The sequence below is a fragment of the Waddlia chondrophila WSU 86-1044 genome, from assembly GCF_000092785.1.
Classification (GTDB): Bacteria; Chlamydiota; Chlamydiia; order Chlamydiales; family Waddliaceae; genus Waddlia; species Waddlia chondrophila.
The window spans coordinates 1684235-1707110 of sequence record NC_014225.1 but is presented as its reverse complement, the minus strand read 5'-3'; the positions used below and the strand labels follow the sequence as shown (position 1 = coordinate 1707110).

Sequence of the window (22876 nt, the reverse complement as noted above, 5' to 3'; positions counted from 1 at the left end):
AGTCTATCCGAGCTCCAGGATCCGGATCCCTAAATTTTCTCCTACTTGGAGCAGCTCTCCTTTGGCCACACGGCTTCCGTTGACGACTAGGTCGATGCCGCTTTCGGGACGAATATCCAGCTCGATTGTGTTGCCGGGTTGAAGGTCCATTAATGTTTGCATTGACATCTTCAAACGGCCGACTTCAAGGATAATGGAGAGAGGAATATCGTTAGGGGAAATTGCTGAAAGCTTCTCTTCATCGGGCACAATTTGTGCAGCTGCAAGAGCCGGTTCTTCAGATTCTTCGATAGGGCGTTCTTTTTCTTCTTCCTTTTCCTCAGTCAGCTCTTCATCTTCATCTTCATCGCCGTCTTCCTCTTCCTCTTCCTCTTCCTCTTCGTCATCGTCGAAATCAAGATCATCTTCCTCTTCGTCCTCAAAATCCTCTTCGAAATCATCCTCAAAGTCATTTTCAGAATCTTCGTCATCGAGTTCTTCGTCTGGCAAATTCAATAGCATGGTTAATGATCCTCGCGAAATAAAGGATTTTCTAAAATCTTGATATTAGCATCTTGAATATTGCCGCGCAAGATGGGATGCCCTTTCAGGGTCAATGTGACTGTTCCGGAATTCTCTCCCGGTTTTAAAGAACAGCGATCGAGCAGAATGAAATCTCCCGGCTTGACTTCTTTCCATTGAGCTTGGGAAAGGGTCGTTTTTCCAGCTTCCAGATGCACAATGACATCGCATTGATCTGACAATGGACGCTTAAAGACGGCATTTTCTTTGCTTTTTACGTAGTGTTCTTTCAATGATCGGTTCATCTCTTCCGAGATCATGATGCGCGGAGAAAACACGAAACTGTCTGCTGTGACTGTCAAGTTCATCACAAGCATTGGAGTGTTTGGCATCTCGGCATTCTTTTCAAGCCTGGGCAGTAAATTTGGGGGGTAGTCGATTTGCCGCACGGCATGCATGACTTCAAGTGTAAGAAAGTCCAGAAAAGCGATTTGGAAATCATCGTCAATAGGAGCAGGTTCGCTGCCCTTCAGCAATAACAGATCCATGATTTTCCTGATCTCTTCTTGCGGGATTGCGATGTAAACATTTCCCTCAAGGGAAGCAATGGAAAATTTGACGATGGATAAAGGGCTCCCCATCCCTTTGGTTGCAGCGCCTTCTTCTGCCCATACAAATTCAGAAGGAACGATCTCAAGAGATTGGAACTCTAAAAGATTTTTGAGGTTTTCAGCCAAATCTTCCCAAGGGAATGGGGGCAGGTCGCCTAGAAGCGGGATCGTGTCTGCTTTGGCAATGGATTCGGGAATCTTTTTTACCCACGCATAAGGTTGGGGGTCTTTTCTCACAAGCGGCTTTTCCTAAGTTGTTTCTTCTTCCTGCTCCTGTTGCTGCCTTTCTCGGGAAGATTCGTCGTTATTTTCGTGGCGTTCTCTTCCATCATCCTGGCTTTCAACAATTTGCGTTGTTTCTGATAGGGTCGTTGCAGTAAGGATATGTACTGTGTACCCTTTTTGTTCTAACGCTAACCTTAAAGAATTTTGATTTTCTTGCATATCCAACATTTGCTTAGCGGCTTGGGTCAGGTTCTCAAAAGTGATGTTAAACTCTCCTTTGGCAGAGTCAAAAGACCTGATCACAACGCTTGATCCTTCAAATAAAGGGGGATGCTTGAGTTGAATTAGCGTGTCAGTTTTTCCTTCAGAGCTTAGGGTGTACAACTTACTGACTATTTGGTCAACAACTTCTTGCAGCTCTTGAGCACGGATGGGGGGGGGCTCGACTTTTTGTGTTTGAGCAACAGGAGCTGTTGCTAGTGTTCCAGCTGCCGGATTGATTGCAGCAAGGTCGACTTGCTCTCTTGGAAAAGCGTCTGTTTTTTCACGGTTTTCCGGAGCTTTCTCTAGGGGTTTTTGCAAGTCGTCTTGAGGGGTGTTTGCTGTGCTTAACGCAGAGATTGTTCTGTTTCCCCCCAGCCCTTCAACTAAAGTCTCTTTTTTCTTTAGAGCTTCTATCTGGACGTCTACAGGTTGGTTTGGCAGTTCCTTCACTTCTTTTTGGATCATTGCAAGCTTTTCTTTTGTGCCGTAGCCCTTAAACAAGGCTGACAGCGACTCTTTTTGCAGATCTTCAGGCATGTCGCTGAGAGGAAGCCCTTCGGATGCTTGAGATTCGACAGCTTCTTCTTTTTCTACGGGAGTTGAAGCGATATCAAAAAGGGAAAGACCTTTAGTTTTAGGTTTTTGATCATAAGCCTCAAGTTTAAGTTCGACATCTTCGTAGGCAGAGTCAGAATCTTTAGTTTCGGGCTTTCCAGAAAATTCCCGATTTTTGGGTCTTCCTTGCCCTTCTTGCTCCTCTTCACCGAAGATCTTCTTGAAATCTTTTTTGTCTTTTCTTGGTGTAGGAGTGCTTTTTTCCGTTTTGAGGTCTTCGGGCTTGTTTGGGTTGAAGCTAAGGTTTTGCGTTCTGTCTGTCATGGGATTAAAACTCCTCTTTTTAAGGTGCGTCTCTCATGTTCCGCAAGTAGAGGACCTGGCCAATTTCGTCCATCTCGCGTTCTTCTGCGAGCTCGAGTTCCCTTTTCATTTGTTTGATCCAGTCTTTCTTGTGGTTTTGGAGCTTGTCAACTTCCTGCCGTCTCATTTTGAGTTCTTCTTGAGCAATTTCAAGATTCCTCTTAGCGATGTTGACCTGCTCCTCTTGTTCTTGCACTTTTTTTTCTTCCACGAGGATTCTTTCTTCGACAACTTTGAGGTAGTTCTTCATTTGCTGAATTTTATCGGTTGTCGTCCCTCTGTCCAATTCATCGCGTAATTGATTGAGTTTATCAATTTTGTGTTGAACGGCTTTGTCCCGTTCCTCTTCACATTTACGCAGTTTTTCCCGTTCGGCCTCAAGTTCCCGCTTCTTTGCGGCAACAACTTTTTCGGCCTCATCAACGCGCTTTTTTTTGATGTCCATCACCTTTTCAAGGGGATATTCCGGAATTGTCACGCGAGCCTCGAAATTATTTAAATAGGGATCTAAGAAGCTGCATTGTTTCGTCCCAACTGCACTCTTCCTCAATTCCCTGCTTCAGAAAGTTATTCACTTTATCAATGTGGTCGATGGCAAAATCTCCAGCTTTGTCTGAGCCGCGTTTGTATTCTCCGATCTTGATGAGCAGTTCATTTTTCTTGTAGTTGGCCAGCACTTCGTTGATTTTACCTGCTAGAGATAAGTGCTCCTCGGATACGATCGTTTGCATGACACGGCTTTTTGAAGCGAGCACATCGACTGCCGGATAGTGGTACTTGTGCGCAAGTTCTGCAGATAAGATGATGTGACCGTCCAAAATGGAACGCACCTCATCAGCGACAGGCTCATTCATATCATCTCCTGCTACAAGAATGGTATAAAAGGCTGTGATCGAACCAACATCGGAACGGCCTGACCTCTCAAGAAGCTTGGGCAGAGTGGAAAATACAGACGGCGTGTAGCCTGCACGAGCCGGAGGCTCTCCGGCTGCTAGTCCCACTTCACGGATTGCGCGGGCAAATCGAGTGACAGAGTCCATCATTAAAATGACAGATTTTCCTTTGTCTCGGAAATACTCGGCAATCGCCGTTGCCACGTATGCCGCATTCAGCCTGAGCTGGGCTGATTGATCGGAAGTCGAGATGACTAAGACGGACTTTTTTAATCCTTCCGGTCCAAGGTCTTTTTCAATGAAGTCGCGCAGCTCGCGTCCACGTTCACCAACCAGGCTGATGACATTGATGTCGGCATCGGCGTTGCGGGCAATCATGCCGAGCAGCGTTGATTTACCTCCTCCGGCGGCAGCAAAAATACCCACTCGCTGTCCAAGCCCTGTAGTCAGTGTGCCATCGATCACTCGGACCCCAACAGAGATGGGTTCGCTGACCCTTTGCCGTTTTAACGGGTCGGGAGGGCTTTGAATGACAGGAGCGGTTTCGTTTAAAACCAAAGGTCCCTTAGTGTTGGTGTCTAAGGGTTCCCCAAGGCCATTAAGCACGCGTCCTAAGAGAGCATCGCCAACTTTGACATGAAGAGGCAGCCGGGTTGGGATAACCTCGGAAGAAGGTCCAATTCCGGTCATTTCTCCAAGAGGGGAGAGAAACACTTCGTCTCTTGTAAATCCCACCACTTCTGCTCTTAAAGGCTCGCCTTCCCGTTTGATTAGGCACACTTCGCCGATTTTTACCTGGGGAACAACTGCTTTAATCAGCATTCCCACAGTTTCGGTAATGCGCCCATTGACGGTCGTCAGCTGGACTTCGTCAAGTTCCCTAAGAATGGTGTCAAAATCCTCAGTGATTCCCATGCAATTTCCTCTAGATGATGAGAGGCTAAAAAAACCTCCCCACCTCCTTTTCAGTGATCATCCCCTTGTGAACGGACAAGTTAGACTTGAACGTTCATAATCGTCTTCGTAGACTCCAACGCTTTGTTCAACATGCTGGTAAAAAGCTCGATTTCCTGTTGGACTTTTGCCACTTTGATTTGAATCAAAAGCATGCTAGCCGGAGACATTTCGTTTTCCACTGCCATTGCCTTGACATCAGATGCCAGGGTTTCCAGTTGGTTTTGAGAATGTGTCAACAATCCCAAAAAGCGGTCGATAGGCTTAGACATCCCGTCGGATCGTTCTGGTTTGGCAACTTCGGTTCCTGTCTTGTCCAGAGCAACTTTTAAGTTCTCGTCAATATGATTGAGCTTATTACGCAACAAGGTCTGCACAGAGCTTTTAATGTTGAGCTCTGGCGTCTCCAATTTTGTCTTGAGCGTGTCGATCTGAGCGATGACATCTTCTGCCTGAGCCACCAGTTCATTTGGAGATGAACGAGTTGCTATATCAGGCCTCCGATTTAGGTTTTGGACCTCATCGAACAGTGTAGCGCCGGCCTTCTCAGAAGCATCCTTGCTTGAAGCCTCTACTTTTTCTGCGGTTACCCGCTGTTGTTGCATCAACGCATCGAAATAATCCTTATTAGGCTCATGGATGCGTGTTTGCGGCTCAAGCTTTGTGGAGACCTTTTTTATTTTATCGATTTTTTCTAAGGCCATTTGATTATCCTCGTTTATTTGAGATTGGGGCCTTTTGATTTTTACTGAAGCTTAAGCGCTCAATCCTTTTCGGGTTTGGGCTGCTCAAAGAAGGGGGCTTTGGCCTTATTCAGGTCCTTGTCCGCCCATTCTAGAGAGATTTCGCCCAGGTTTTTAATGGTAGAATCGTCTGTTTTTTCTATGGCCTCTTTGATGATTTTCTCACCTTTTTTACGCTTTGGCTTTGAAAGGAGGTAACAGATCCCAAGGAACGTTTTTGCCAGTAAATTTTCTGGCTCTTTTTCGTTGATCGTTTCGAATATATGCGTTGCTTCCTTCATATTTAATTGGTTTAAGGCAATATACCCTAATCCAATTTGAGGTGCTGTATGTCCGGGACTAATCATTTGCCCAGCCACAAATATTCTGCTTGAGCTGATGGCATCTAATTGCTTTACGGCGACAAAACCTGCCTCGATCAGCAATGAGAAATCTTCTTTCAGCTCTTCGATCTTTTCTTCAACGCCCATTCAGGTCATCCTTCTGTTATCTTTACTTTCAGGCTCTCAAAAACTTTGATTCTACCGACCCTTCATTGATCGGCAGCTTTTGTAAAAATCCTGGACAGACTTTGGCAAGCCTGCCCACAAAAGTCACCCACAATCCAATCAATTATCCTTTGACGTTTCTCGCCATTGATGAAATTGCTGTATTAGATGCACTGACCACTGATGTTGACATCTCAGACAGCTGAGATAAGTGGTTCATTAACATCTGCATTTCAAACATATCGCCGATACTGATGGCGCTACGTCTTTGCTGGATTTCGAGAAGCTTTGCCTTGGCGCTTGTTGTCGCGATGTTGACCAAACTAAACAGGTTTTGTACGCTAAAACCCGACTGTTTGACACTACCGATAAAGTCTCTGTTAGCAGCATCTCCTGGATTGACTGTTGCGGTCATAACTAATCCTCCTAAACTCTTAAGTTTATTGGTTTTAAGAGAATAAGTTTGACTAGGGATCCATACTAGAAATTTCATTTCTTGCCGACTCATACAGTCGGCGTTTCTGAATCTCCTCAATACTTATTTTGTCTTGCCTAAATTTACCGGAAAAACTCGCAATCGCTCTTCCGTTTTTAGCTTAAGGCCCGACGATTTTCAGACCGACTCCTTACTTGGGATCGAATCTGGAAAAAACTTTTAAAAGAGAGGTGTATCCGTGAAGAATCAGACCAAATCGTTCAAATTCTTTTTTGTTCTCACCATCTCTAAGTATTTTTTTTATTTCTTGAATGCGATTTTCGACATGCTGCTTGAGTTCTTTGTGCTTCTTGGGGTCTAGCAACTCCTTTTCAAGCTCAAATTCAAATTCTCTTTTCTTTCCCTTTTTGTGACCCTCAAGTCCAAACATGCGTTAATCCCCTTCCTTCTCTCTAATATTTATTGTAGCATATTTTGCATTATTTTTTCAATAATGATCGATATATACCGAATCAACTTCAAGATTCGGTTTTTGACGTCATCGTTAGCCTTTGATTTTGAGACCCGTTTGCATCACTCAACCTATTCAGGTTGAGTTGCTTCAACGCCGGCTTCGCCTGACTCAAATTCAAGGCAACTCTTTGTCAAAATTCCAATTCTTGAAGTTGATTCGGTATAAGTCAATTATTATAGTCGATCCTGTATTTCACTCCGCCTTTTTCTAAAAAAATCGCGTCAGGGCGAATACTGGTAATTGTCATGCCGTCCAATACATCTCCTCTTGTTAAGATGCGTCCATTGATCACAACATTGAGATTCACTCCTCCCTGATTGGAAAAGCCTGAAACTGTGTATTTGTCGCTGATATTGACCATTGTCTGTTCAGGAGCAATCTCGTTGATATATGTCTTGACGTTGCGCACACCCGGAATTTCCCTGAATTTACGCACCAGACGATCAACTTTGGCAAGTTGTTCTTGCGAAGCCCCGCCTGAAATGGTCAATTCGCCATTATTGATTTGCACATTAAAATTTCTCAAGCCGGCGTTATTTAAGTCGGTTTCAACTGTTGTCAAAACGTCTTCTTCGACGATTACCCGCCTTTCAAGGATATCGAGATAGGGGAAGTTCGCTGTAATGTAATCGGAGAGCTCTTCTGCTTGTTTACGTGTTTTCAGGTAGCCTGATAGAACAAATTTTCCCGCTTGAGGAGAGTGGACGCTGATCCCGCGGAAGCGATTGCCTCGGGCAAGAATCTGATTGGTTTCCCTCCAAACGTATTCATCGATAATTAAGCCGCTATCATCAACTCCTTTCAGAAATTCCAGCCCTTGCAAGTTGTACATCAGCTGGTTTTTATCCGACTGCGTCATGACATGTCCGATTAAAAGAAGCCTTCCACTGTTTTCATTGTAGGAATATCTCACTTGCGGAAATTTTTGCATTGCTTGTGCAAGAGCTGCTGAATAGTCGATTTTTTCCCTAATCTGTACAGGAGATGATTGAAACAGGCTGACTGTTCCAATACCGACAACTGCGAACAGTCCGGCAATGATGCCGATTAAGATAAAAGCTCCTAGAGCGTTTTGCGCTTTCGACTCCTTGGTCGTGGCAAGCTCTTCTTCGAGTTTTTTTCTTTCGCTTTCTTTCGCTTGAGTTTTCTCTTCTGTTTCCTCTTCTTCTTGCAGCACTTTCACAATAGACGGTAGAAGGGGAGAAATGATGGTCTGCATTTCTCCCTCCCTATCATAGACGACAAAAGAGGTTGTTCCCAATGTCACAAGCGTGTTGGGTTCGAATGTTTGCTGGCCTTCTAAAGGATTGCCATCGACTAGGGTTCCGTTTCGACTTTTGAGATCTTCAATGCTTAATGCGTCGTTCTTGCTGACTGTAATTTTTGCATGTTGGCGAGAGACGCTTGTATCGTGAAAAACGACATCGCAAGAGGTTGGGTCTGTTCCAATCATGTAGCTGGATCCTGTTTGCATAGAAAATTCAGCGCCATTGTTTGGACCGCCAATCACTTTTAGAAGCCATCTTCCCGACTCTCTCAGGTCGAAATCGATTTCAGCCAAGATCCCTTTGTCCTCATCGGATTCTTCTTCATAGATAGTGTCTTGCTCAGGCGCATCTTCATCGACGATTGATGGCTTTTCCTCTTCGCCGTTTTCTTCTCCGGCATAGAATGTAAAGAAATTCTGGCCAATTTTGACAGAATCCCCATTTTTAAGCAGAAGGGGATGGTTAACGATTTGTTCGTTCACAGAAACGGGGTTGTCTTCACTGAGATTTTCAAGTTCAATTCCTTCGGGGGTAGTCCGGCATATCAGATGTTTTTGTGCAGTCATTGGGTCTTCCAATAGTAATTGGCAAGCTTCCGGATCGCTTCCGATCACCCATTCCTTTCTTCCTTCCAAAGGGAGAGTCAACCCTTTTGATTCACCATCTTTTACGACAAGTTTAGCACCCATTTCTTTTTACCTTGCTTTATTTCCCCGCATATCCAGCGTTGAGGAGTGGCTAATTCCGATCATCATTAAGAATTAGGCTCCTATTTTTACTCTTTTTGTAAAACTATTCAAGTTTTGTGCCACATTCGGGAAACTCTACTGAAATGGATGCAGAATTTGGCAAGGAGGCGCCTTTCATGATACGGGATGGGGTCATGCGTTCGCGTAGTAGGCTGCTTCTTCTTTCCATTGAGCGGCGGTGTTGACGAAGTCTTCAAGGAGATCCCTAAATTCCTGGTAGTCGATTTCATAATCAATCACTCTTGAAAGGGTAACGATCTCTCCTTCTGCATCCAGTCCGAGTATGCACCCTTCTGTTCCTTGTGAAAAGAGATTGGCAAATAGGGCTGAGGTAAGAAATTCTTCCTGTTTCTTTTCTGGGCAAGCACTAAGGCTGCAGGTAAGTTCAAATCCTCGGGGGATTTCGGAAATGAGAATCGTGGTCTCTTCATCGATCGGAAATTGATAAACACCTGGAACATCCGATGCCAAAGATTCCTCAATTTCCATTTCTTTTACAAGTTTTTGCATATAAGAATCCAACATCTCTCCCCCGAGTTATTTTAAACCTAGTGCACTTGGAATCCGTGTGCCCGATACGCTTCGTCAATAATCTTATCGAGTTTTTGCAAAATTTGTGCAATCAATTCATCAGCGGTCCTTTGCGCCTCGGAAGCTGAAGCCATTCCGCGGTCCTGCAAGACTTTCAGAGCGTTTTCGATAATGGTTTTTGAATATTCCAGATCCGCTCTTCTGAAATCGAAGCCGGCAGTGACGAATTTATCGATGGCCGAACTAATTTGGCCGATTCCACCACCGATTGCACCTAAGCTCTGTGCTTGAGCGATTCCTGCTGCCCCTCCGCCGATTTTAGACAAGCCTGCTATACCGAAACCGACTGACGCCAATCCTCCAATAAAGTTGCAGATTCCAGATGCAATTGCTTTCCAAGCTTCGTTTTCGTAGATTTCGTGTATGATGCCTGCTAAGTCTTCTGCCATGTCGAGAGTTAGGTTAATCATCGTTGACATCACTTCCGCTTCTGCAACTTTAATTTCTGTTAATTTTGCTTGCAGTTCCAAAAATAAAATGAAAAACGTTGCAAAAGGGTTTGGACTGAACCATATATTTTTAGTTGATGCGACAATTTCGTTAAGCGCCGTGTTGGCCGCCCTTGGTTCAGTGAGAATAGGATCGCTAGCTAGAAGGTTTTGCAGGGCATCGGTGTTGAACGGAATTCCAAGGTCGCTGTAAAATTCTACATAGGCCACAATTTCATCTTGCGATAATTCGGGATAAGCAACCGACAGAGTGTTGATTTGCTGCTGCGTTGTCTGCTGATTCAGTTCTTCGAAAAATGATGGTGGCGGGAGATCCATGTTTAAATTTAAATCTACCATCTGATTATTCTCCTTTAGATATGTGTCATATCTGAAAATGATTATTTATTTTATTTACATCGCCTGGGAAACGTTTGCGATTGCCGCTGTTTCTTCCTTGATCCCTGAAGTCATGGCCGAACGAAGTTTTTCTGCAAATTTCTGTATGTCGTCAAAATCGCCGACAACCATTTCCTTTGAGATTTCCATTAATCCCAGAGCGTCTTTGAACGCTTCGTAAAAGCCTTCAAAATCGTCTTTTTCCAATGCAATGTTCACTTGGCTGAGAAGTAGGCCAATCTCCTCGGCTTTTTTTCCTGAAATCGTTTCATTGGCCAATGCTTCGGAAACAAAGCGTTCTGTTTTTTCTACTCCTTCGGCAATTGTGGATCGGAAGCTTCTTGTCAGTGCTTTTAGGCGTTCCCGGTCTTTTTTTGCCGCTGCTAAGATGGCGAGCAATACTGCGAATAGTTTGAGGATTTCTGCGATCATTTCCTGATTTTCAGACGAGGTATTCAGTGTCGCTGCAATCTCTTTGAAGACAATTTTCAGCAAGTTGGTTCCGTTGATTAAATGCAGAATCAGCTCGAATGAAAGTTGCATGGCAAGTTTTTTATCCGCTTGGTCCTCATCTGGAAGAATTCCCAATCCAGAGGTTTCAATCATGGAAGCTACTGATGTAATGCCGATAAATGCGATTTTCACCATGTTTCGCATGATCCGCTCTGAGCCGATCTGCGGTGTGTCAAATTTCTCTTTTTTCTTTTCTCCTATTTTTTTCTCAAGCTGGAGCAGCAGTTGGTTAAACTCTAAGTCAGTCAGTTCCTCCCAGCCTGTTGGCAGCCGCTCCGCAAGCGCTTGTGCTTCAGGAGTATCATAAGGAGGAGTTCCTTCTTTTGCCCATTTCTTTGCACACCCTTCGTATTTGCCTCCCGGTTTGCAGGGCGGCAGCAATCCGTATCTTTCTAATTTAAGCACTAAATCCGGCCTTTTGGCTAGAATCACGCGTCTACTCATCGCTTTATCTCCTATCCGCTATCCCTCAATGACAATAAATCGTGGTAAAGGGCAGTAAGTTCGCTAATTTCAGCTTCTGGTCCATAAACAAAACTGTGCAAGATCCCATCGACAACCGAATCCATGATTGTATCCAATCCAAGGCCGAATGGCCCTAGCACGCTGTTGTGCCGGTTAATGCCGATCAACGCGACCGCAGATCCAAGTGCCAGGGAAGGTGTTCCATGCGATAGCGCTAATGCTGCTGTTGCTGTGGCTAGGGCTTCCATTTGTATGCCAAGGATTGTGAGCGTGTTCTCTGTTGAAAGCGATTGCAGTCTGCTGGCAATCTCATGCGCGAGGTGTGCAGATTGGATCAACCTTTGCCGTATATCTTCGGTAATCAGCCCTTTTTCAATTTCTCTTTGAGCGGCCATGGCTTCAACGATTTCGTTTTGAATTTCTGTCAGCGAGTTGTTGAAAAAATCGAAATAGCGATTGTTAGGCCCTGCTTGGTCAAGGAAGCCGAACGCTTTGCCGACAATGAATTGGGCTTGTCCAAGAGCTTCGCCAAAAGCAACATAGGGCAGAGCAATATTCCTCAACAAATTGGCAGCTTTTGCACTGTTCGGTGCGATCGGGGCTGTGACAACAGCCAGCCAGCCGAGAGCGCTTGCTGCTGTACTCAACGTATGATGGAGCGCTACTGCATCTGGGTCCCTTTCCGCAAAGGGTTGCTGCATTTGACTGCTCAGCCACTCAGCCATATCCGGAGGAAGATGGTTTAACAGTTCCTGGTAAATGGGATTAAAAGTGTCTTCCTCAGTCCTTTCATACTCGCTGGATGTTCTCAAAAATAAGAGAGGATGCAGCGAAGGTTTGCCAGGCTCGGATCGGTAATGAAATACGGTGTCGTATTCTTGCTGAGTGAATGGAATAATCACAGATGTGTCGAAAGGCAGCATACCGATCACATCCTTCATTACCTCGTTGAATGCACTTGTCTGAGATTCATAAATGCCTGGGGGGACTGGCGAGCCTCCAACTCCTGTTCCTCCCACTGGAAAACCCATGGTAATTCCTCCTTCTATAGCGATCGTGATTCAAACACCAATTTTTGAATCACGATATTTAAGTGTCTAATCCACTTCCCGCTTCCTCTTTTAGCCTTTCGAAAATTCCGCTGTCCTGCTCTTCTTCTGATTCCAAGACCGGTGTTTCGTCTGCGATCCCCATTTCTTTTTTCGTTTTGCTCATCATGGCATAGCATCTTTGCTTAATCTTGGCGTATTTGTTCTCTTCTCCACAGCGGGAAATCGCTCCACCTAGCCCGATAAGAATGCCTCCGGGATTTCCCAGTTTCTCATAACAATCTGCGATATGGAAGTAGGGGACGGGAGATTCTTCTTCGACCATAGCAAGCGTAAAGTACATTTCGACAGCTTCATTGTATTTCTTCATCTTGTGGAGAGAGGCGGCTAAACCATGCAAATATTTAGGAGTCAAAGGTTCAAGAAAGTTGAGCATCTTGAATGTATTGTGTGCGTCTTCGTATTTTCCTGCGTTGTAGGCGTTATAGGCAAATGCATAGAGGACGTTCATAAAGTCAGGAGAGATCCCCATCGCATGACGAGGAGGTCTTCCTTTGATAAACACCTCTTTTAGCGCCTGTCTCTGCATCTCCAATTCTTCTTGATTCAGTTTTCCTTTGAACTGTTCGAGTTTTTCATCAATGAAGTTTTCGACCATCTCTTCTGTTAACTTGCCTTGATCCTTTTTCTTGGTTTTTGCCATTTCTCCCTCCCTCTTTTTTCTAGCTGGCTTGATTCGAAGCGGCAACTGCATCCATTGTCTCTGATGCTTCTTTCCACATCGAGCCTTGCTGTTGGCCGATTTGTCCGATCCATTCTCCAATGCCTGAGAGAGCTTCCAGGATTTTTGCGACCATTTTCTTCAGTACTTGAATAAAGGCTTCGAGTTCTGTCATCATCGCTTCCATGTCGCCCCGAATTCGGGCAATTTCTGCTGCAAGCAGCGAGTTGCGGAATTGGGCAACAACGACTGTCGTCTGTAAAACACCGAAAGTGACGCCTATGCCTCTAAATAACCACTTGGCAACGTCGAGTTGTTTTCTCAGCGCATTAACGGCGTCATCAAACTGTTGTACGCCTGTTTTACTGGTTTTACTAAATGCATTTTTCAATGATTTTGTCCATTTGACCTTACCCATGCTTTGCGTGACCTGTTTTGTCAGCCGCAGCGTTTTTTGCGCCCACTGGATAATCTTTGTAGCGATCTTATTCACTTTTAATGCGAAGTTCATGAGTTCCATAGAAATTTTCATTAGCGTTTGAGAAAGTCTTGCAAATTTTTGCGCTGCTTGAGCGATTTTCATCACTAACTGGGCAACTCTCATGATGATCGTTACGATCTTCTGCACCACTTTTCCAACCATCATAGCAACCCTGCCGACAACGCTTGCGACGAGAAGGGTAGCTCCCGCACCGCCGGTAACGATTGTCAGAAGGATCATGACAACGATTTCAACGACCATCTGAGTGACCATGGCGATGATTTCTCCAACCATGGGATCGCATCCGCAAACGTCTGTGAAAAACGATTGAATGATTCCCGAGTGCTCGAAAAAGATTTGCATTCCAAGCATGGGGCTGCCTGCCATTGAAATTGCCACGCAAATCATCAGGTTCACGACAAGGGCGCACATTTGCGCAAGTTCTGGAGGAAATCCCCATGATTCTAATAAACCGGTGATTGCCTCTGAGACTGCTTCAAATGCTTTTCCAATTAAGCTCTTGTCACTGTCCAGCCCGTTTATTGCCATGTCGGCGATCAGCACCCCTAAAATTGCCCAACCCACAGGACCTGCTGCTAAACATAAAACCGCCGTAAAAATGAATGAGATCACTTTAAATATTTTAAATAGAGGTCCCAAAGCCTTCATTTTTGCTTGTTTGTTTTTGATCTCTTCCAGTTTTTTCAGGTTTTCATGAACTTTAAGCAATGCGGTATCCAGCTGTGCCTGGCCAAGTTTTGTCGCCAGTTCCGCATCCTTTTGCATGATGATGGCAAGCTGCGCTTTTAAAGTAGCGATCGCTTCAGAGACAATTTTAAGAACATTAAGCAACACTGCCTTGGTTGGACTGTTGGGCCATTGCTCGACATAGGAGATCGCAAGAGCAACCTCTGTTTCCATTTCGGAGATTTGAGTGGCAATGGATTGATTTTCCGGCGACATGGTGCCGATTTCTCGCAAGACACTCGCAGAAGGTGTCCATCCTTCCGGAAGGCCAAATTGAGCTCGGATCGAGCCGGCAGCTTGATTGAACAGCTTATTGAGCAGCGCTTTTGTCTCAGCAGATATCGCTGGATTCATTGGATCATTAATCGCTTGCAGAACCGCTGCTTTTTGATCTGCGGGCAGTGCATTGAGAAGCTCTAAAAACTTCATTTGAAACTGGCCGTTGATATTTCCCTGATGGGAAAAACTTCCCTTTGGCACGGGAAAACCGTCTGGCAATCCAAAGGCTGCCGCCAACTCGGCTGCAACTCCGGATTCTATCTGCTGCAGAACTGCGGCGAGGTCTCCGGCTGGTTTTTCCACTCCGTAATACATGTTGCGCAAAGCTTTCTGCTGGTCCGGCGTCAGAGGGGGATCCCAATTTTGCAGCATCCCTTCAAACATCTCATCAGCAGAGTTTTGCATGCGCATATTATAGCTTAGACCATTCGACGGCGGAGTATAGCTTTGCGGGATATTCCACCCTTCGGCATTCATTTGATTGATGGCATTTTGTTCAACTGTCTGAGTCATCGATTTGATATTTTCTGGAATTTCCGCGTCTGGATTGTAGTGTACAAAGCGCAATTGCGCTTGCAGTTCGGGATCGTCTGTAAACTTTGTTAATTCCGCTTCAAATGCTTTGTCGAATTCTTGGGTTAATTTGTTGGCGAATGTTTCTTTGAACGAGTTTGTCAGCGAACTAAAGTCACCGGTTGAAATTTCCCAGCTGACGTAGAGCTCTTGTAGTAGACCGTCCAAAGTGGTTGTTGAACTGTTGACAGAATGCTGGAAATTTGCCAGCAGTGATTTCAGTTCAGGGCTGTCTCCTGCCAGTTCGCTAAGTTCCCCCGCAATTGATCTTAAGTTTTCCCCTGACATTCCCAACTCGGTTGCGAGTTTTGCCAACTGCTCTCTTGAAGGGTTTTCCGGCAACGAAGCCAAGTGCTCATTAAAGCTGTCTAAATTTTGAGTCAGCTCATTGATTTTTTCCTGAATCGCCTGTTTTTCGCTTCCTTCCGGAAGGGAATCTGCATACGCTTGCAGATCGCTGATTTGGCCTTTTAAGGCGCTCGAATGGTTTCCGGCCCTCTCTCGTAAGTTGCTTGCTTGATCAGCTGTCGATGGCAGTTCGAACAATTGGGCTAAATCACCGGCAACTGCTGAATCTAATTCATTCAAAACGCTGTTGATGAAGTTATCATCTGCAGGCGTATCTGTTAAATGAGCCATCACAAGTTGGTTGATTTGCTCTTCGCTTAATCCGTATTTGTCAATGAGCTGTTCAAGATTTTCACTGAATGAATCGTAGTATGCATGAGTGGGTGTATACTGAGTTTCTCCATGAGTGCCATTTGGTTGATCGCTTAGTCCAAGGATCACCTGCTGAAGCTTGGGCGATCCGATATCTTGAAGGTAAGGGGTGTTGCCCCAAACGCCGTTTAAGCTGCTTGTTCCGTCTTGAAATCCTTCAAATCGCCTGGCATCAGCGCCGCCGCTGATATGTGCACCCTGAAATCCAATATTTCCCCAGTTGGCGACTGTAGGGTCGTTACTTCCTGTTACTCCTCCCATTATAGACTCTCCTTGCTTTTTCACTATTGCCTATCAAACCAGATCTATCTGGTGATTAGGGATCTATTTGTTAATTAATTTTTTTTCTTTGGCTCCTTGGCAAACTTCGCCAGAGGGCTGTTTTTTACGCTCTCAGGCAGTTCTCCACTGAGCTTCTCCGCTTCTTTTTTTAGACTTTCTATGGTCATCAACGCTCTGTCTTTCAGTGATTGATATTCCGGTTTCTCTCCGGCGCGTTTGATCGCCATTTCAAGCGAGATGATTGCGGAAAGAAAGTCTTTCATTTGTATATAACAATCCGAAGCATGATAATGGGGAATCGGGCTTCCCGGATCGATGATGCCGCACAACGAATAAGTGCTGATCGCATTTGAGTACTCTTTCATCATATGAAAGCACGCTGCCAATCCCATGGAAAATTTCGCTTCCGAAGAATCGATCATGATTAACAGACGAAAGAGTTGACTTGCGTCTTTGTACTTACCCGTATTGTACAGCCTGTAGGCCTGACTGTATAGGCCTTCAACCATCGCATCGCTTAAGCCCAAGGCGTTTTTAGGCAGCATTTGCTGCATCAAAGCATCTTTTGAGAGCTTGCTGATCCCTTTGCCTGATGATTTGCCGACACCGGTGCCTAAGCTTTCAATCGCCTTTTTGGCCTGCTCTTTTTGTTCCCCCTTCATGGTGAATCTCCTCCACGTTTGATCTTGTATATACCTCTGTTCATTCCACCCCGGATGCCTTTTTAAGCTGCGTGAAGGCATCGAACGTTTAACGGAATATCTGCGATAGTATCGTGCTGAGCTGCTGGATAATTGACGTTGCCATTTGCGTTTGCTGGTTTGCAGCATCCTGAGACTGGTTGATTGTACTTTGCATCGCCTTTGCCTGGTCTTGAACAGCGCTTCTCCAGGAACGGATTTTTTCTGTGATCGCTTGCATTCTCGCGTTTGTCTCCGACCGGTAATTCTTTTGATCGGTGTCGCCGCCTCCTAAAGGCCAGTCCCCTTGAGCAAATTGAGGAACGTCTGTCAGCTGATCTGTATATGCGGATTGCCAATCGGTTAAAAATCCCAACCGGTTCGCCTGGACAGCAGAGACTCGTTGCAAGATGTCGATGATCGAAATCAAAAGGCGTAAAATGCGGTCGATCACGAGAAGTTCAGTATTTGTTCCAGTGTCTACTGAGGACACAAAATTTTGATGAATGTAGTCTTGTCTCAGTTTCTCAAACCACTCATCAAAATTATGGCTGGGAATAAAGTAAGGGCTTCCTCCTTCGGAAACATTCTGTCTATCGAGAATAAACTGTGCCATTCTGGCATCAAAATCAGCAGCATCAAATCCAAAAGCATCATAAACTTGTCGATAATCGAGTACATCGCCTCCGGTGGATCCAATTCTGGCTGTGATTCCCATGTAGCGTTGCCACTGAGCAAAAAACTCGTTTGCATCTGCGATGGGCGCGTATTCAACTGTCACATCTCCGGTTCCCGGGTCTGTTGTTTGGCTGCTTACTGTATAAGGGTAGTCAAAAAGAAACGCTTCAAACGAGTTGATGAATTGGTTTTTGACATTGATACTTTGCGGCGGATTTAAATTTCCCAGCACAGAGACAATATCCGACCACTCTCCGGCAGGCGGATCGTCCGGACCCCCGGATCCCATATTCAGGATGGCTCGATAGGAGTCGACAAATCCGGCTAAGATCGCATCTTTTTTTGATTGATCTCCTCCGGATGCCTCTTCTAAAAATGCGCTCCATGATGAGAATGGCTTATTGTCTTTGTTAAAGGATGTAATGAAGGCGTCGATATTTCCAGTTGCTGTGTTCAGCGCGTCATAAGCGTGGATTAAATCGGAGTCTGTGTCGATAGATGTGACAACAGGATTGTTTCCCTCTGCCCATATTTCATAGTTTTCAACGAAATTTTTACCATTGAAAACATTGTCTTGGTGTGACATACCTCCTCCGGTATTTTAACTAGTAATAATTGTTTTTTCTCCCTATATTAATTATAATAAAATTTTATTTAATATAGTATAAAAAGATTATGCATTAAGCATAATCTTGCTATCGAGCAATTCCTTGAGCCATGCGTTCAAGAAGTTGGGTGATCTTGTTTAAAATGGCTGCAGCGGATTTATAGTACTCTTCAAAGACAAATAAATACCTCCTAACCTCTTCTTTTTGGCTATCGTTTAAGGATTGTCCAGCAGAAAGGGCTGCGGTGATTTCTCTTTGTATTTGACCGGGCTCAATCCCATCGATTTCTGCATTGTCTGTTTGACTGTCGAGGATCCAATATCTCAACGCTCGTTTGATTTGGTCTGTATCTCCAACGCCTCCGGCTTTTTCGATTGCCATGTCGATATGGCTTTTTACTGTTTTCAATTTGTCTAGAAGAGATCCTGCCTCTCCTGAAGTGCCCGCTCCCGGAGTGGTTTGGGTCAGGATGGAAATTTGCTGGACGAGGTCGTTTCTAAGCTCAAGGAAAAGAGCGGTATCGGCATTAGTCAAATTGTTCACATCCACTGTTGGCTGCAGCTCCTGAAAAAATTTGGACGCCTGTCCTGCAATTCCATCAAAGCCGCTGCCTTCTACAAAAGCAGTTGGTCTGCTATTGTTTCCGTCGCTGTAGTTTTGAGAAGCAAAAGAAACAAATGATTGTTCTTGTTTTGTTGTTTCAATTTTATTGTGCAGGTCTTGCAACTGCGTCAATGTTTTTAGAGAGTCTTTTGTCGTGGAGAGTGCAGTTTCTAAATCGTTGAGGTTTTGGGTCAAAATCTCATTTCCTGTTTTCACATAGATCAGCTCAACAAGTGCCTGCAAGGTTCTGTTTTGATCTCCTGCTGTATCGAGTGTAAAAGCGATCACTTGACGAATGGCGTCTGAGTTGACAGATAAACTTTTCCACTCGACGACATTGTTTGCAGTAATGTTTACGGTGCCGGTGCTAACATCAATATCAGCTCCGGCAGCTTTCAACGTTTTGATCAATTGGTTAAGAGAAGCTGACATTTCAACACTTAAATAATGCTTGCGGTTGGGGTCAACCGGATCATTCGGATCTGTGATTCCATTCTGTGCGAGATCGAGGAGTTCTTGTAAAGCTGTCTCCATCTCTGTATGGTAAGTTCCGTTTTCAATCAGGGCTCGAATCGCATCAGTATCAGGGCTTGTATCATTAAGTCCCAAGTTGAAGACGTCAGCAAAAGGTTTAAGCCTTTCCTTATAATATTCGCCGACGGCATTGCTTGTGTACTCGGCATGCGCTTGGTATTCAGCTCCGTCGATCTTTACTGGAAGAAGAAATGTCATAATTTTCTCCTTTAGGCCATGCCATTAATTAGCTAAACAAATGACACTCCCTGGATTCCTTACTTAAATTTGGGAGGAGGAGAAGCTATGCATTGTCTCCTCCTCTAATTATATTTTACTCAAAAGCGGCAAAAATTTCAATTAATTTTTTTAAATTTACCCTATACAGGGATTTGCATCGCTTGATAATCTTGCCCTCCTTGGCTGACGTTTGCCGCCCCAAAAAATGGCCCTGAAGCAGCATCCATAATGCTTGTTCCCAGCAGGTGGCCTTCAGGGCTTCCTGTTAGCAGCGCTGCTAGGAGCTCTTGCAGCTTCTTGAGCAATTTGATCAAGTTGGCAATTTCTTCATCTTTGGTCAGCTTATCGATCTGGTCATTGAGCTGATTCAACACAGATAATGGATTTCTCGTCTCTTCGTTGCTGATCTCGTCTATGGTCGTGCCTCCCAGAAGCGCGTTAAGCAAAGCGTTATGCACCTCTTGTGCAAGTTCCGAGCCAAGATCGGGACGAAAGACACCTTGCGCAGCTCCGCTGATTTGTTCGATCAAGCTTGCCAGGTCAAGGATTGTCGATGGATCTTGAGCGTGGGCTGCAGCTTTATCAAAAATCTCATGCCCATCCAACCTTCCACTTGCCAGAAAAGTTTGTCTAAAAATCTCTTCTTTAAGCGTATTTTGAAAGTCATCAGGAGAGAAGAAGGGAGCCTTGGCTGTGGTATTGGCATACGCTCGGTCGACAATCGTTTGTGCTTGACTACCTGAAATTCCGCTGACAGTAAGCTCGTTAACCAGCGAAATATTCAATCCATTGATCTGGCCGGCGCTTAGTCCTAATAGAGAGAGAGCTTCCCCGTTGGCGGCAAATGCAGCGATACTATTTGCTAAAAACAGCGCATCGTTTAAGCGGAAGCCGACACTGCGCAGCTCATTAATGAGCTGATCTCTAAATTCGCGATGCGTTTCAAAGCTGCCGCTATGGATCAGAGCCCTTTCAATTGCAGCATTCAGAGTTAATTCAAACAATAGCTGGTCGGAGGGCCGCACAAAGTTTCCTGTTGAAAGAGCGATCAGTTGGTCTGCAACAAAAGCTGCTTGCGTTGGACTAAGTCCACGCATGATCAGATCGTTCCTGATTTCATTTCTGACAAACGCACCTCCAAGAGCGAGATTTCGAAGCAGTCCATTACCTAACAGCACCGAAGCGAGGCCGGGATAACGTGTTAATGGGACAAGAGATCCAACGGTTTCGATAAATCGGACATATTGGGCAGCTAATTCCGATCCATCTCTTCTACCCATGGACTGGAAAACTTCAGTTAATTCATTTTGCAGCCTTACTCGGGATCCATATCCTCCATATTGAAGAGAGCGAACAATCGCGTTTGAAAGCATTACACCGGCAATTCCTTTGTCAAAACCATAAATGCTATTGACGACAGTGCTGGCAATCAAAGAAGTGTCTGCATGGATTCCGAAGACAACATTCAGAAACTGCACCCCTAAGTCTCCACGGATCAGAGAGGTTGTTTCGTTGGCAAGCCTATTGGCATGATAGGGACTAAGCCCTTCAGCTCTGAACTGCAGGTAGAGTTCGTTGTGCAGTCTGCTATAGGTATGCAGCCCGACGCTTGCAAAGACTGCATTGTTGATTGCGTTGTTTACGATTGCTGCGGCATAGCTGCTTGAGAACCCAAGTCGGTAGACAAGTTGATTGGCCAGATTTTGCTTGATGAACAGCACGCTTAACGGATTGTCGAGAACTGCGCGAATGCTCGATCCTGCCGTGCTGGCAATTAAAATATCGATAGGAGAGAGGTGGGTGACATGGGCGAAAATTTGCGCGACAAGTCCTGGTAGTCCTAAAGTGCGTGCGAATAGTGATGTGGAGACTCCAAGAAGAGAGATGTTCAGAGCGGCAGCTACTCGATTCGTAAATGCAGCGTAGCCTCCGATAGAGAGGGAGCCAAAAGTTCGACTTAATCTAACAGCATTTGCAAGTCTGACTTGAGCGCTTGTCAGCCTGCGGACAGCGCTTGCAATGAGAAATGGATTTCCTGAAGCGATAGCGTTAGCCAAGTTTCTTTCTGCATATTCGACCTCTGCAGCTGAGAATCTTACATTGTGGCGTGCATAGAATCCCAGGCGGTTGATTTGTCCATTAATAATGCCTCTGACAATGCCGCTTGAAACTAGGCTTCCTATTTGTCCGGCGAATGCTAAAGCAATGGCAGCTTGCACAGACGGACTGGAAGCGGCAAGAAATCCAAATCGGGAAGCTAAGAATCTCATGGAGGGATAAGCGCTTAAGAGAGCGCTGCGAGAGAGCAGTTCCAAAGCGGTGAATTGCAGCCTTGAAAAGAGCCGAGCGGAAATTGGGAGTGAAAGTTGTTGAGCAAGGGATTGGAATAAGGCTCGGGAAAGGATGATTTCCAGACTTCTGGAATGAAGGCCGATCGCGTGAGCTGCTAAACCAACCCCTCCGATTGCGTTGACTGACTGTAGAAACACATTATTGATCTGATTGAGCACTCCGTAAGGCAGAGTGAGCTGTGCTCCTGTTAAAAGCGCATATCGATTCCATTGGACGTATGCATCGGCAAGGTCGAGCGCGCGGTTAAAGGATGCAAGGTAGTCGAATGTGGTCAGTGCGATTGGGATAAAGTGTAAAATCATCATTTCGTAGGAAGGAACGGAAGGGGGGTCGCCTGGGTAAGTCGGCTCGGAAACAGTTCCTTTTTGCGAGGCATTGGGGACAGCCAGCAGTTGCCGGTTCGGAGTGGGAAGCAGCGGAGCTTGAACATGTGGCTGCTGGGACAAATTTGTAAATGCAACATTGGGATTGGGCGTGGGAGTTTTGACCATATAAGGAAGCGGCCCCAATCCATATTCGGCACGCTCTGCATTCACCTGGTCGATGTGAAGATTGTAATCATCGACCACGTTATTGTAATCGGCAGTTGCTTGCTGCAAGTTGTTAATCGCCGCCTGTACGTTTGGCCTGCTGGCCGCATATTGATTGAACGCATCAATTTTTTTGTCAAAATACTTAGCGACAACAGCTTCCTTTGTTCCTCCGTAAGCATCAATTTCAGATTGCGTAAGCCCTGCAATCAAAGCGTCTCTTTCTGCTTGAGAGAGGCTGTCATAAATGTCATCGACCCCATCGGAGTCAAGGTTGTTGTATTGATGGATGATTTGATTGTACTCTTGGATAGCCGCCCGGTCTTCGCCCCATAAATTTTGCATCATTTGGTTGTATTCGTCAGTTGCCTGCTGCAAGTTGTCATAGGCGTCGTGGACGGTTTCTCCATTTTCATTTGTGAAATTCCTCCAGCTAACGACAATGTCATTTAGCTCTCCATGCAAACCCTCCAAACTTTCAGCTGTTTGAGCAATAGATCGATGAAATCGTTCAGAAATAAGCGCATCGAGTTGCTCTGCTGCTTGAATCTCTTTTTTGAGCTTTAGGATAACGGCGTTAATTAATGCAGTCAGTTCCGCAATGGAAATTCTTCCGGGGGGCAGGCCGATCTGCCCTTTCGCTAGCAGGCGGATGTTGTCATCGCTTTCGATCATCTGTTCGATTTGATCAATAAAAACCTGAGGATCTATTTCTTGAGTTTGCGGAGTCTGTTCCGATTCAGAGTTGACAGGGATGATTCCTCCCGTGCCTTCACCTCCTATTGGTGCTGAACTCATATTTCCTCCTTAATTGAATAGATTTTGCAAGATATCAATTGGCTGTGAGCAACCAATTGTTG

General features: G+C 45.1%; 20 protein-coding genes. All 20 read right to left on the bottom strand.

Annotation, left to right across the window (positions count from 1 at the left end; translation table 11 throughout):
- Positions 1-3: 3 nt before the first annotated feature.
- Complete coding sequence (locus WCW_RS10330) at positions 4-501, bottom strand: FliM/FliN family flagellar motor switch protein (protein ID WP_013182671.1); 498 nt, start codon at positions 499-501, stop codon at positions 4-6.
- Positions 502-503: 2 nt separating this feature from the next.
- The gene (locus tag WCW_RS07805; protein ID WP_013182670.1) at positions 504-1349 is read right to left on the bottom strand and encodes a hypothetical protein; all 846 of its coding nucleotides are present in this window, start codon (positions 1347-1349) and stop codon (positions 504-506) included.
- A 12-nt stretch (positions 1350-1361) separates the two neighbouring features.
- The gene (locus WCW_RS07800) at positions 1362-2480 is read right to left on the bottom strand and encodes a hypothetical protein (RefSeq protein WP_013182669.1); all 1119 of its coding nucleotides are present in this window, start codon (positions 2478-2480) and stop codon (positions 1362-1364) included.
- Between the two features lie 19 nt (positions 2481-2499).
- Positions 2500-2997, bottom strand: a complete 498-nt coding sequence (locus tag WCW_RS07795; protein ID WP_013182668.1) for a hypothetical protein — start codon at positions 2995-2997, stop codon at positions 2500-2502.
- Between the two features lie 13 nt (positions 2998-3010).
- A complete protein-coding gene (gene fliI, locus WCW_RS07790; RefSeq protein ID WP_013182667.1) occupies positions 3011-4327 on the bottom strand; it encodes a flagellar protein export ATPase FliI in 1317 nt (438 codons plus the stop codon).
- An 80-nt stretch (positions 4328-4407) separates the two neighbouring features.
- Positions 4408-5070 (bottom strand): hypothetical protein, encoded by a 663-nt coding sequence (locus WCW_RS07785; RefSeq protein WP_013182666.1) that lies wholly within the window; start codon positions 5068-5070, stop codon positions 4408-4410.
- A 59-nt stretch (positions 5071-5129) separates the two neighbouring features.
- Positions 5130-5579, bottom strand: a complete 450-nt coding sequence (locus WCW_RS07780) for a CdsG family type III secretion system protein (RefSeq protein ID WP_013182665.1) — start codon at positions 5577-5579, stop codon at positions 5130-5132.
- 142 nt (positions 5580-5721) lie between these two features.
- Positions 5722-6012 (bottom strand): DUF5407 family protein, encoded by a 291-nt coding sequence (locus WCW_RS07775; protein ID WP_049767163.1) that lies wholly within the window; start codon positions 6010-6012, stop codon positions 5722-5724.
- 211 nt (positions 6013-6223) lie between these two features.
- Positions 6224-6463, bottom strand: coding sequence for a DUF5398 domain-containing protein (locus WCW_RS07770; RefSeq protein ID WP_013182663.1), 240 nt, complete (start codon positions 6461-6463; stop codon positions 6224-6226).
- A 250-nt stretch (positions 6464-6713) separates the two neighbouring features.
- Positions 6714-8504 carry a type III secretion system inner membrane ring subunit SctD gene (gene sctD / locus WCW_RS07765; protein WP_013182662.1) on the bottom strand — a complete coding sequence of 597 codons (1791 nt, stop codon included), beginning with the start codon at positions 8502-8504 and terminating at the stop codon, positions 6714-6716.
- A gap of 192 nt (positions 8505-8696) precedes the next feature.
- Positions 8697-9074 (bottom strand): type III secretion system chaperone, encoded by a 378-nt coding sequence (locus tag WCW_RS09780; protein ID WP_162268154.1) that lies wholly within the window; start codon positions 9072-9074, stop codon positions 8697-8699.
- 38 nt (positions 9075-9112) lie between these two features.
- On the bottom strand, positions 9113-9943 hold the full coding sequence (locus WCW_RS07755; RefSeq protein WP_013182660.1) for a hypothetical protein: 831 nt from the start codon (positions 9941-9943) through the stop codon (positions 9113-9115).
- 54 nt (positions 9944-9997) lie between these two features.
- Positions 9998-10939, bottom strand: a complete 942-nt coding sequence (locus WCW_RS07750) for a hypothetical protein (protein WP_013182659.1) — start codon at positions 10937-10939, stop codon at positions 9998-10000.
- A gap of 11 nt (positions 10940-10950) precedes the next feature.
- A complete protein-coding gene (locus tag WCW_RS07745; RefSeq protein ID WP_013182658.1) occupies positions 10951-11991 on the bottom strand; it encodes a hypothetical protein in 1041 nt (346 codons plus the stop codon).
- 58 nt (positions 11992-12049) lie between these two features.
- Positions 12050-12712, bottom strand: coding sequence for a SycD/LcrH family type III secretion system chaperone (locus WCW_RS07740; protein WP_013182657.1), 663 nt, complete (start codon positions 12710-12712; stop codon positions 12050-12052).
- A gap of 19 nt (positions 12713-12731) precedes the next feature.
- On the bottom strand, positions 12732-15791 hold the full coding sequence (locus WCW_RS07735) for a hypothetical protein (protein WP_013182656.1): 3060 nt from the start codon (positions 15789-15791) through the stop codon (positions 12732-12734).
- 74 nt (positions 15792-15865) lie between these two features.
- Positions 15866-16474: a SycD/LcrH family type III secretion system chaperone gene (locus WCW_RS07730; RefSeq protein WP_013182655.1), complete on the bottom strand. Its 609-nt coding sequence runs from the start codon at positions 16472-16474 to the stop codon at positions 15866-15868.
- An 88-nt stretch (positions 16475-16562) separates the two neighbouring features.
- Positions 16563-17756, bottom strand: coding sequence for a hypothetical protein (locus WCW_RS07725; protein ID WP_013182654.1), 1194 nt, complete (start codon positions 17754-17756; stop codon positions 16563-16565).
- 109 nt (positions 17757-17865) lie between these two features.
- Positions 17866-19113 carry a hypothetical protein gene (locus tag WCW_RS07720; protein WP_013182653.1) on the bottom strand — a complete coding sequence of 416 codons (1248 nt, stop codon included), beginning with the start codon at positions 19111-19113 and terminating at the stop codon, positions 17866-17868.
- 161 nt (positions 19114-19274) lie between these two features.
- Positions 19275-22814 (bottom strand): hypothetical protein, encoded by a 3540-nt coding sequence (locus WCW_RS07715; protein ID WP_013182652.1) that lies wholly within the window; start codon positions 22812-22814, stop codon positions 19275-19277.
- Positions 22815-22876 lie beyond the last annotated feature (62 nt).

Excerpts from the sequence above, each read along its gene's own strand:
- WCW_RS10330 (WP_013182671.1), bottom strand. The coding sequence starts at position 501 with ATGCTATTGAATTTGCCAGACGAAGAACTCGATGACGAAGATTCTGAA.
- WCW_RS07800 (WP_013182669.1), bottom strand. The coding sequence starts at position 2,480 with ATGACAGACAGAACGCAAAACCTTAGCTTCAACCCAAACAAGCCCGAA.
- fliI (WP_013182667.1), bottom strand. The coding sequence starts at position 4,327 with ATGGGAATCACTGAGGATTTTGACACCATTCTTAGGGAACTTGACGAA.
- WCW_RS07785 (WP_013182666.1), bottom strand. The coding sequence starts at position 5,070 with ATGGCCTTAGAAAAAATCGATAAAATAAAAAAGGTCTCCACAAAGCTT.
- WCW_RS07780 (WP_013182665.1), bottom strand. The coding sequence starts at position 5,579 with ATGGGCGTTGAAGAAAAGATCGAAGAGCTGAAAGAAGATTTCTCATTG.
- WCW_RS07775 (WP_049767163.1), bottom strand. The coding sequence starts at position 6,012 with ATGACCGCAACAGTCAATCCAGGAGATGCTGCTAACAGAGACTTTATC.
- WCW_RS07770 (WP_013182663.1), bottom strand. The coding sequence starts at position 6,463 with ATGTTTGGACTTGAGGGTCACAAAAAGGGAAAGAAAAGAGAATTTGAA.
- sctD (WP_013182662.1), bottom strand. The coding sequence starts at position 8,504 with ATGGGTGCTAAACTTGTCGTAAAAGATGGTGAATCAAAAGGGTTGACT.
- WCW_RS09780 (WP_162268154.1), bottom strand. The coding sequence starts at position 9,074 with ATGCAAAAACTTGTAAAAGAAATGGAAATTGAGGAATCTTTGGCATCG.
- WCW_RS07755 (WP_013182660.1), bottom strand. The coding sequence starts at position 9,943 with ATGGTAGATTTAAATTTAAACATGGATCTCCCGCCACCATCATTTTTC.
- WCW_RS07750 (WP_013182659.1), bottom strand. The coding sequence starts at position 10,939 with ATGAGTAGACGCGTGATTCTAGCCAAAAGGCCGGATTTAGTGCTTAAA.
- WCW_RS07745 (WP_013182658.1), bottom strand. The coding sequence starts at position 11,991 with ATGGGTTTTCCAGTGGGAGGAACAGGAGTTGGAGGCTCGCCAGTCCCC.
- WCW_RS07740 (WP_013182657.1), bottom strand. The coding sequence starts at position 12,712 with ATGGCAAAAACCAAGAAAAAGGATCAAGGCAAGTTAACAGAAGAGATG.
- WCW_RS07735 (WP_013182656.1), bottom strand. The coding sequence starts at position 15,791 with ATGGGAGGAGTAACAGGAAGTAACGACCCTACAGTCGCCAACTGGGGA.
- WCW_RS07730 (WP_013182655.1), bottom strand. The coding sequence starts at position 16,474 with ATGAAGGGGGAACAAAAAGAGCAGGCCAAAAAGGCGATTGAAAGCTTA.
- WCW_RS07725 (WP_013182654.1), bottom strand. The coding sequence starts at position 17,756 with ATGTCACACCAAGACAATGTTTTCAATGGTAAAAATTTCGTTGAAAAC.
- WCW_RS07720 (WP_013182653.1), bottom strand. The coding sequence starts at position 19,113 with ATGACATTTCTTCTTCCAGTAAAGATCGACGGAGCTGAATACCAAGCG.
- WCW_RS07715 (WP_013182652.1), bottom strand. The coding sequence starts at position 22,814 with ATGAGTTCAGCACCAATAGGAGGTGAAGGCACGGGAGGAATCATCCCT.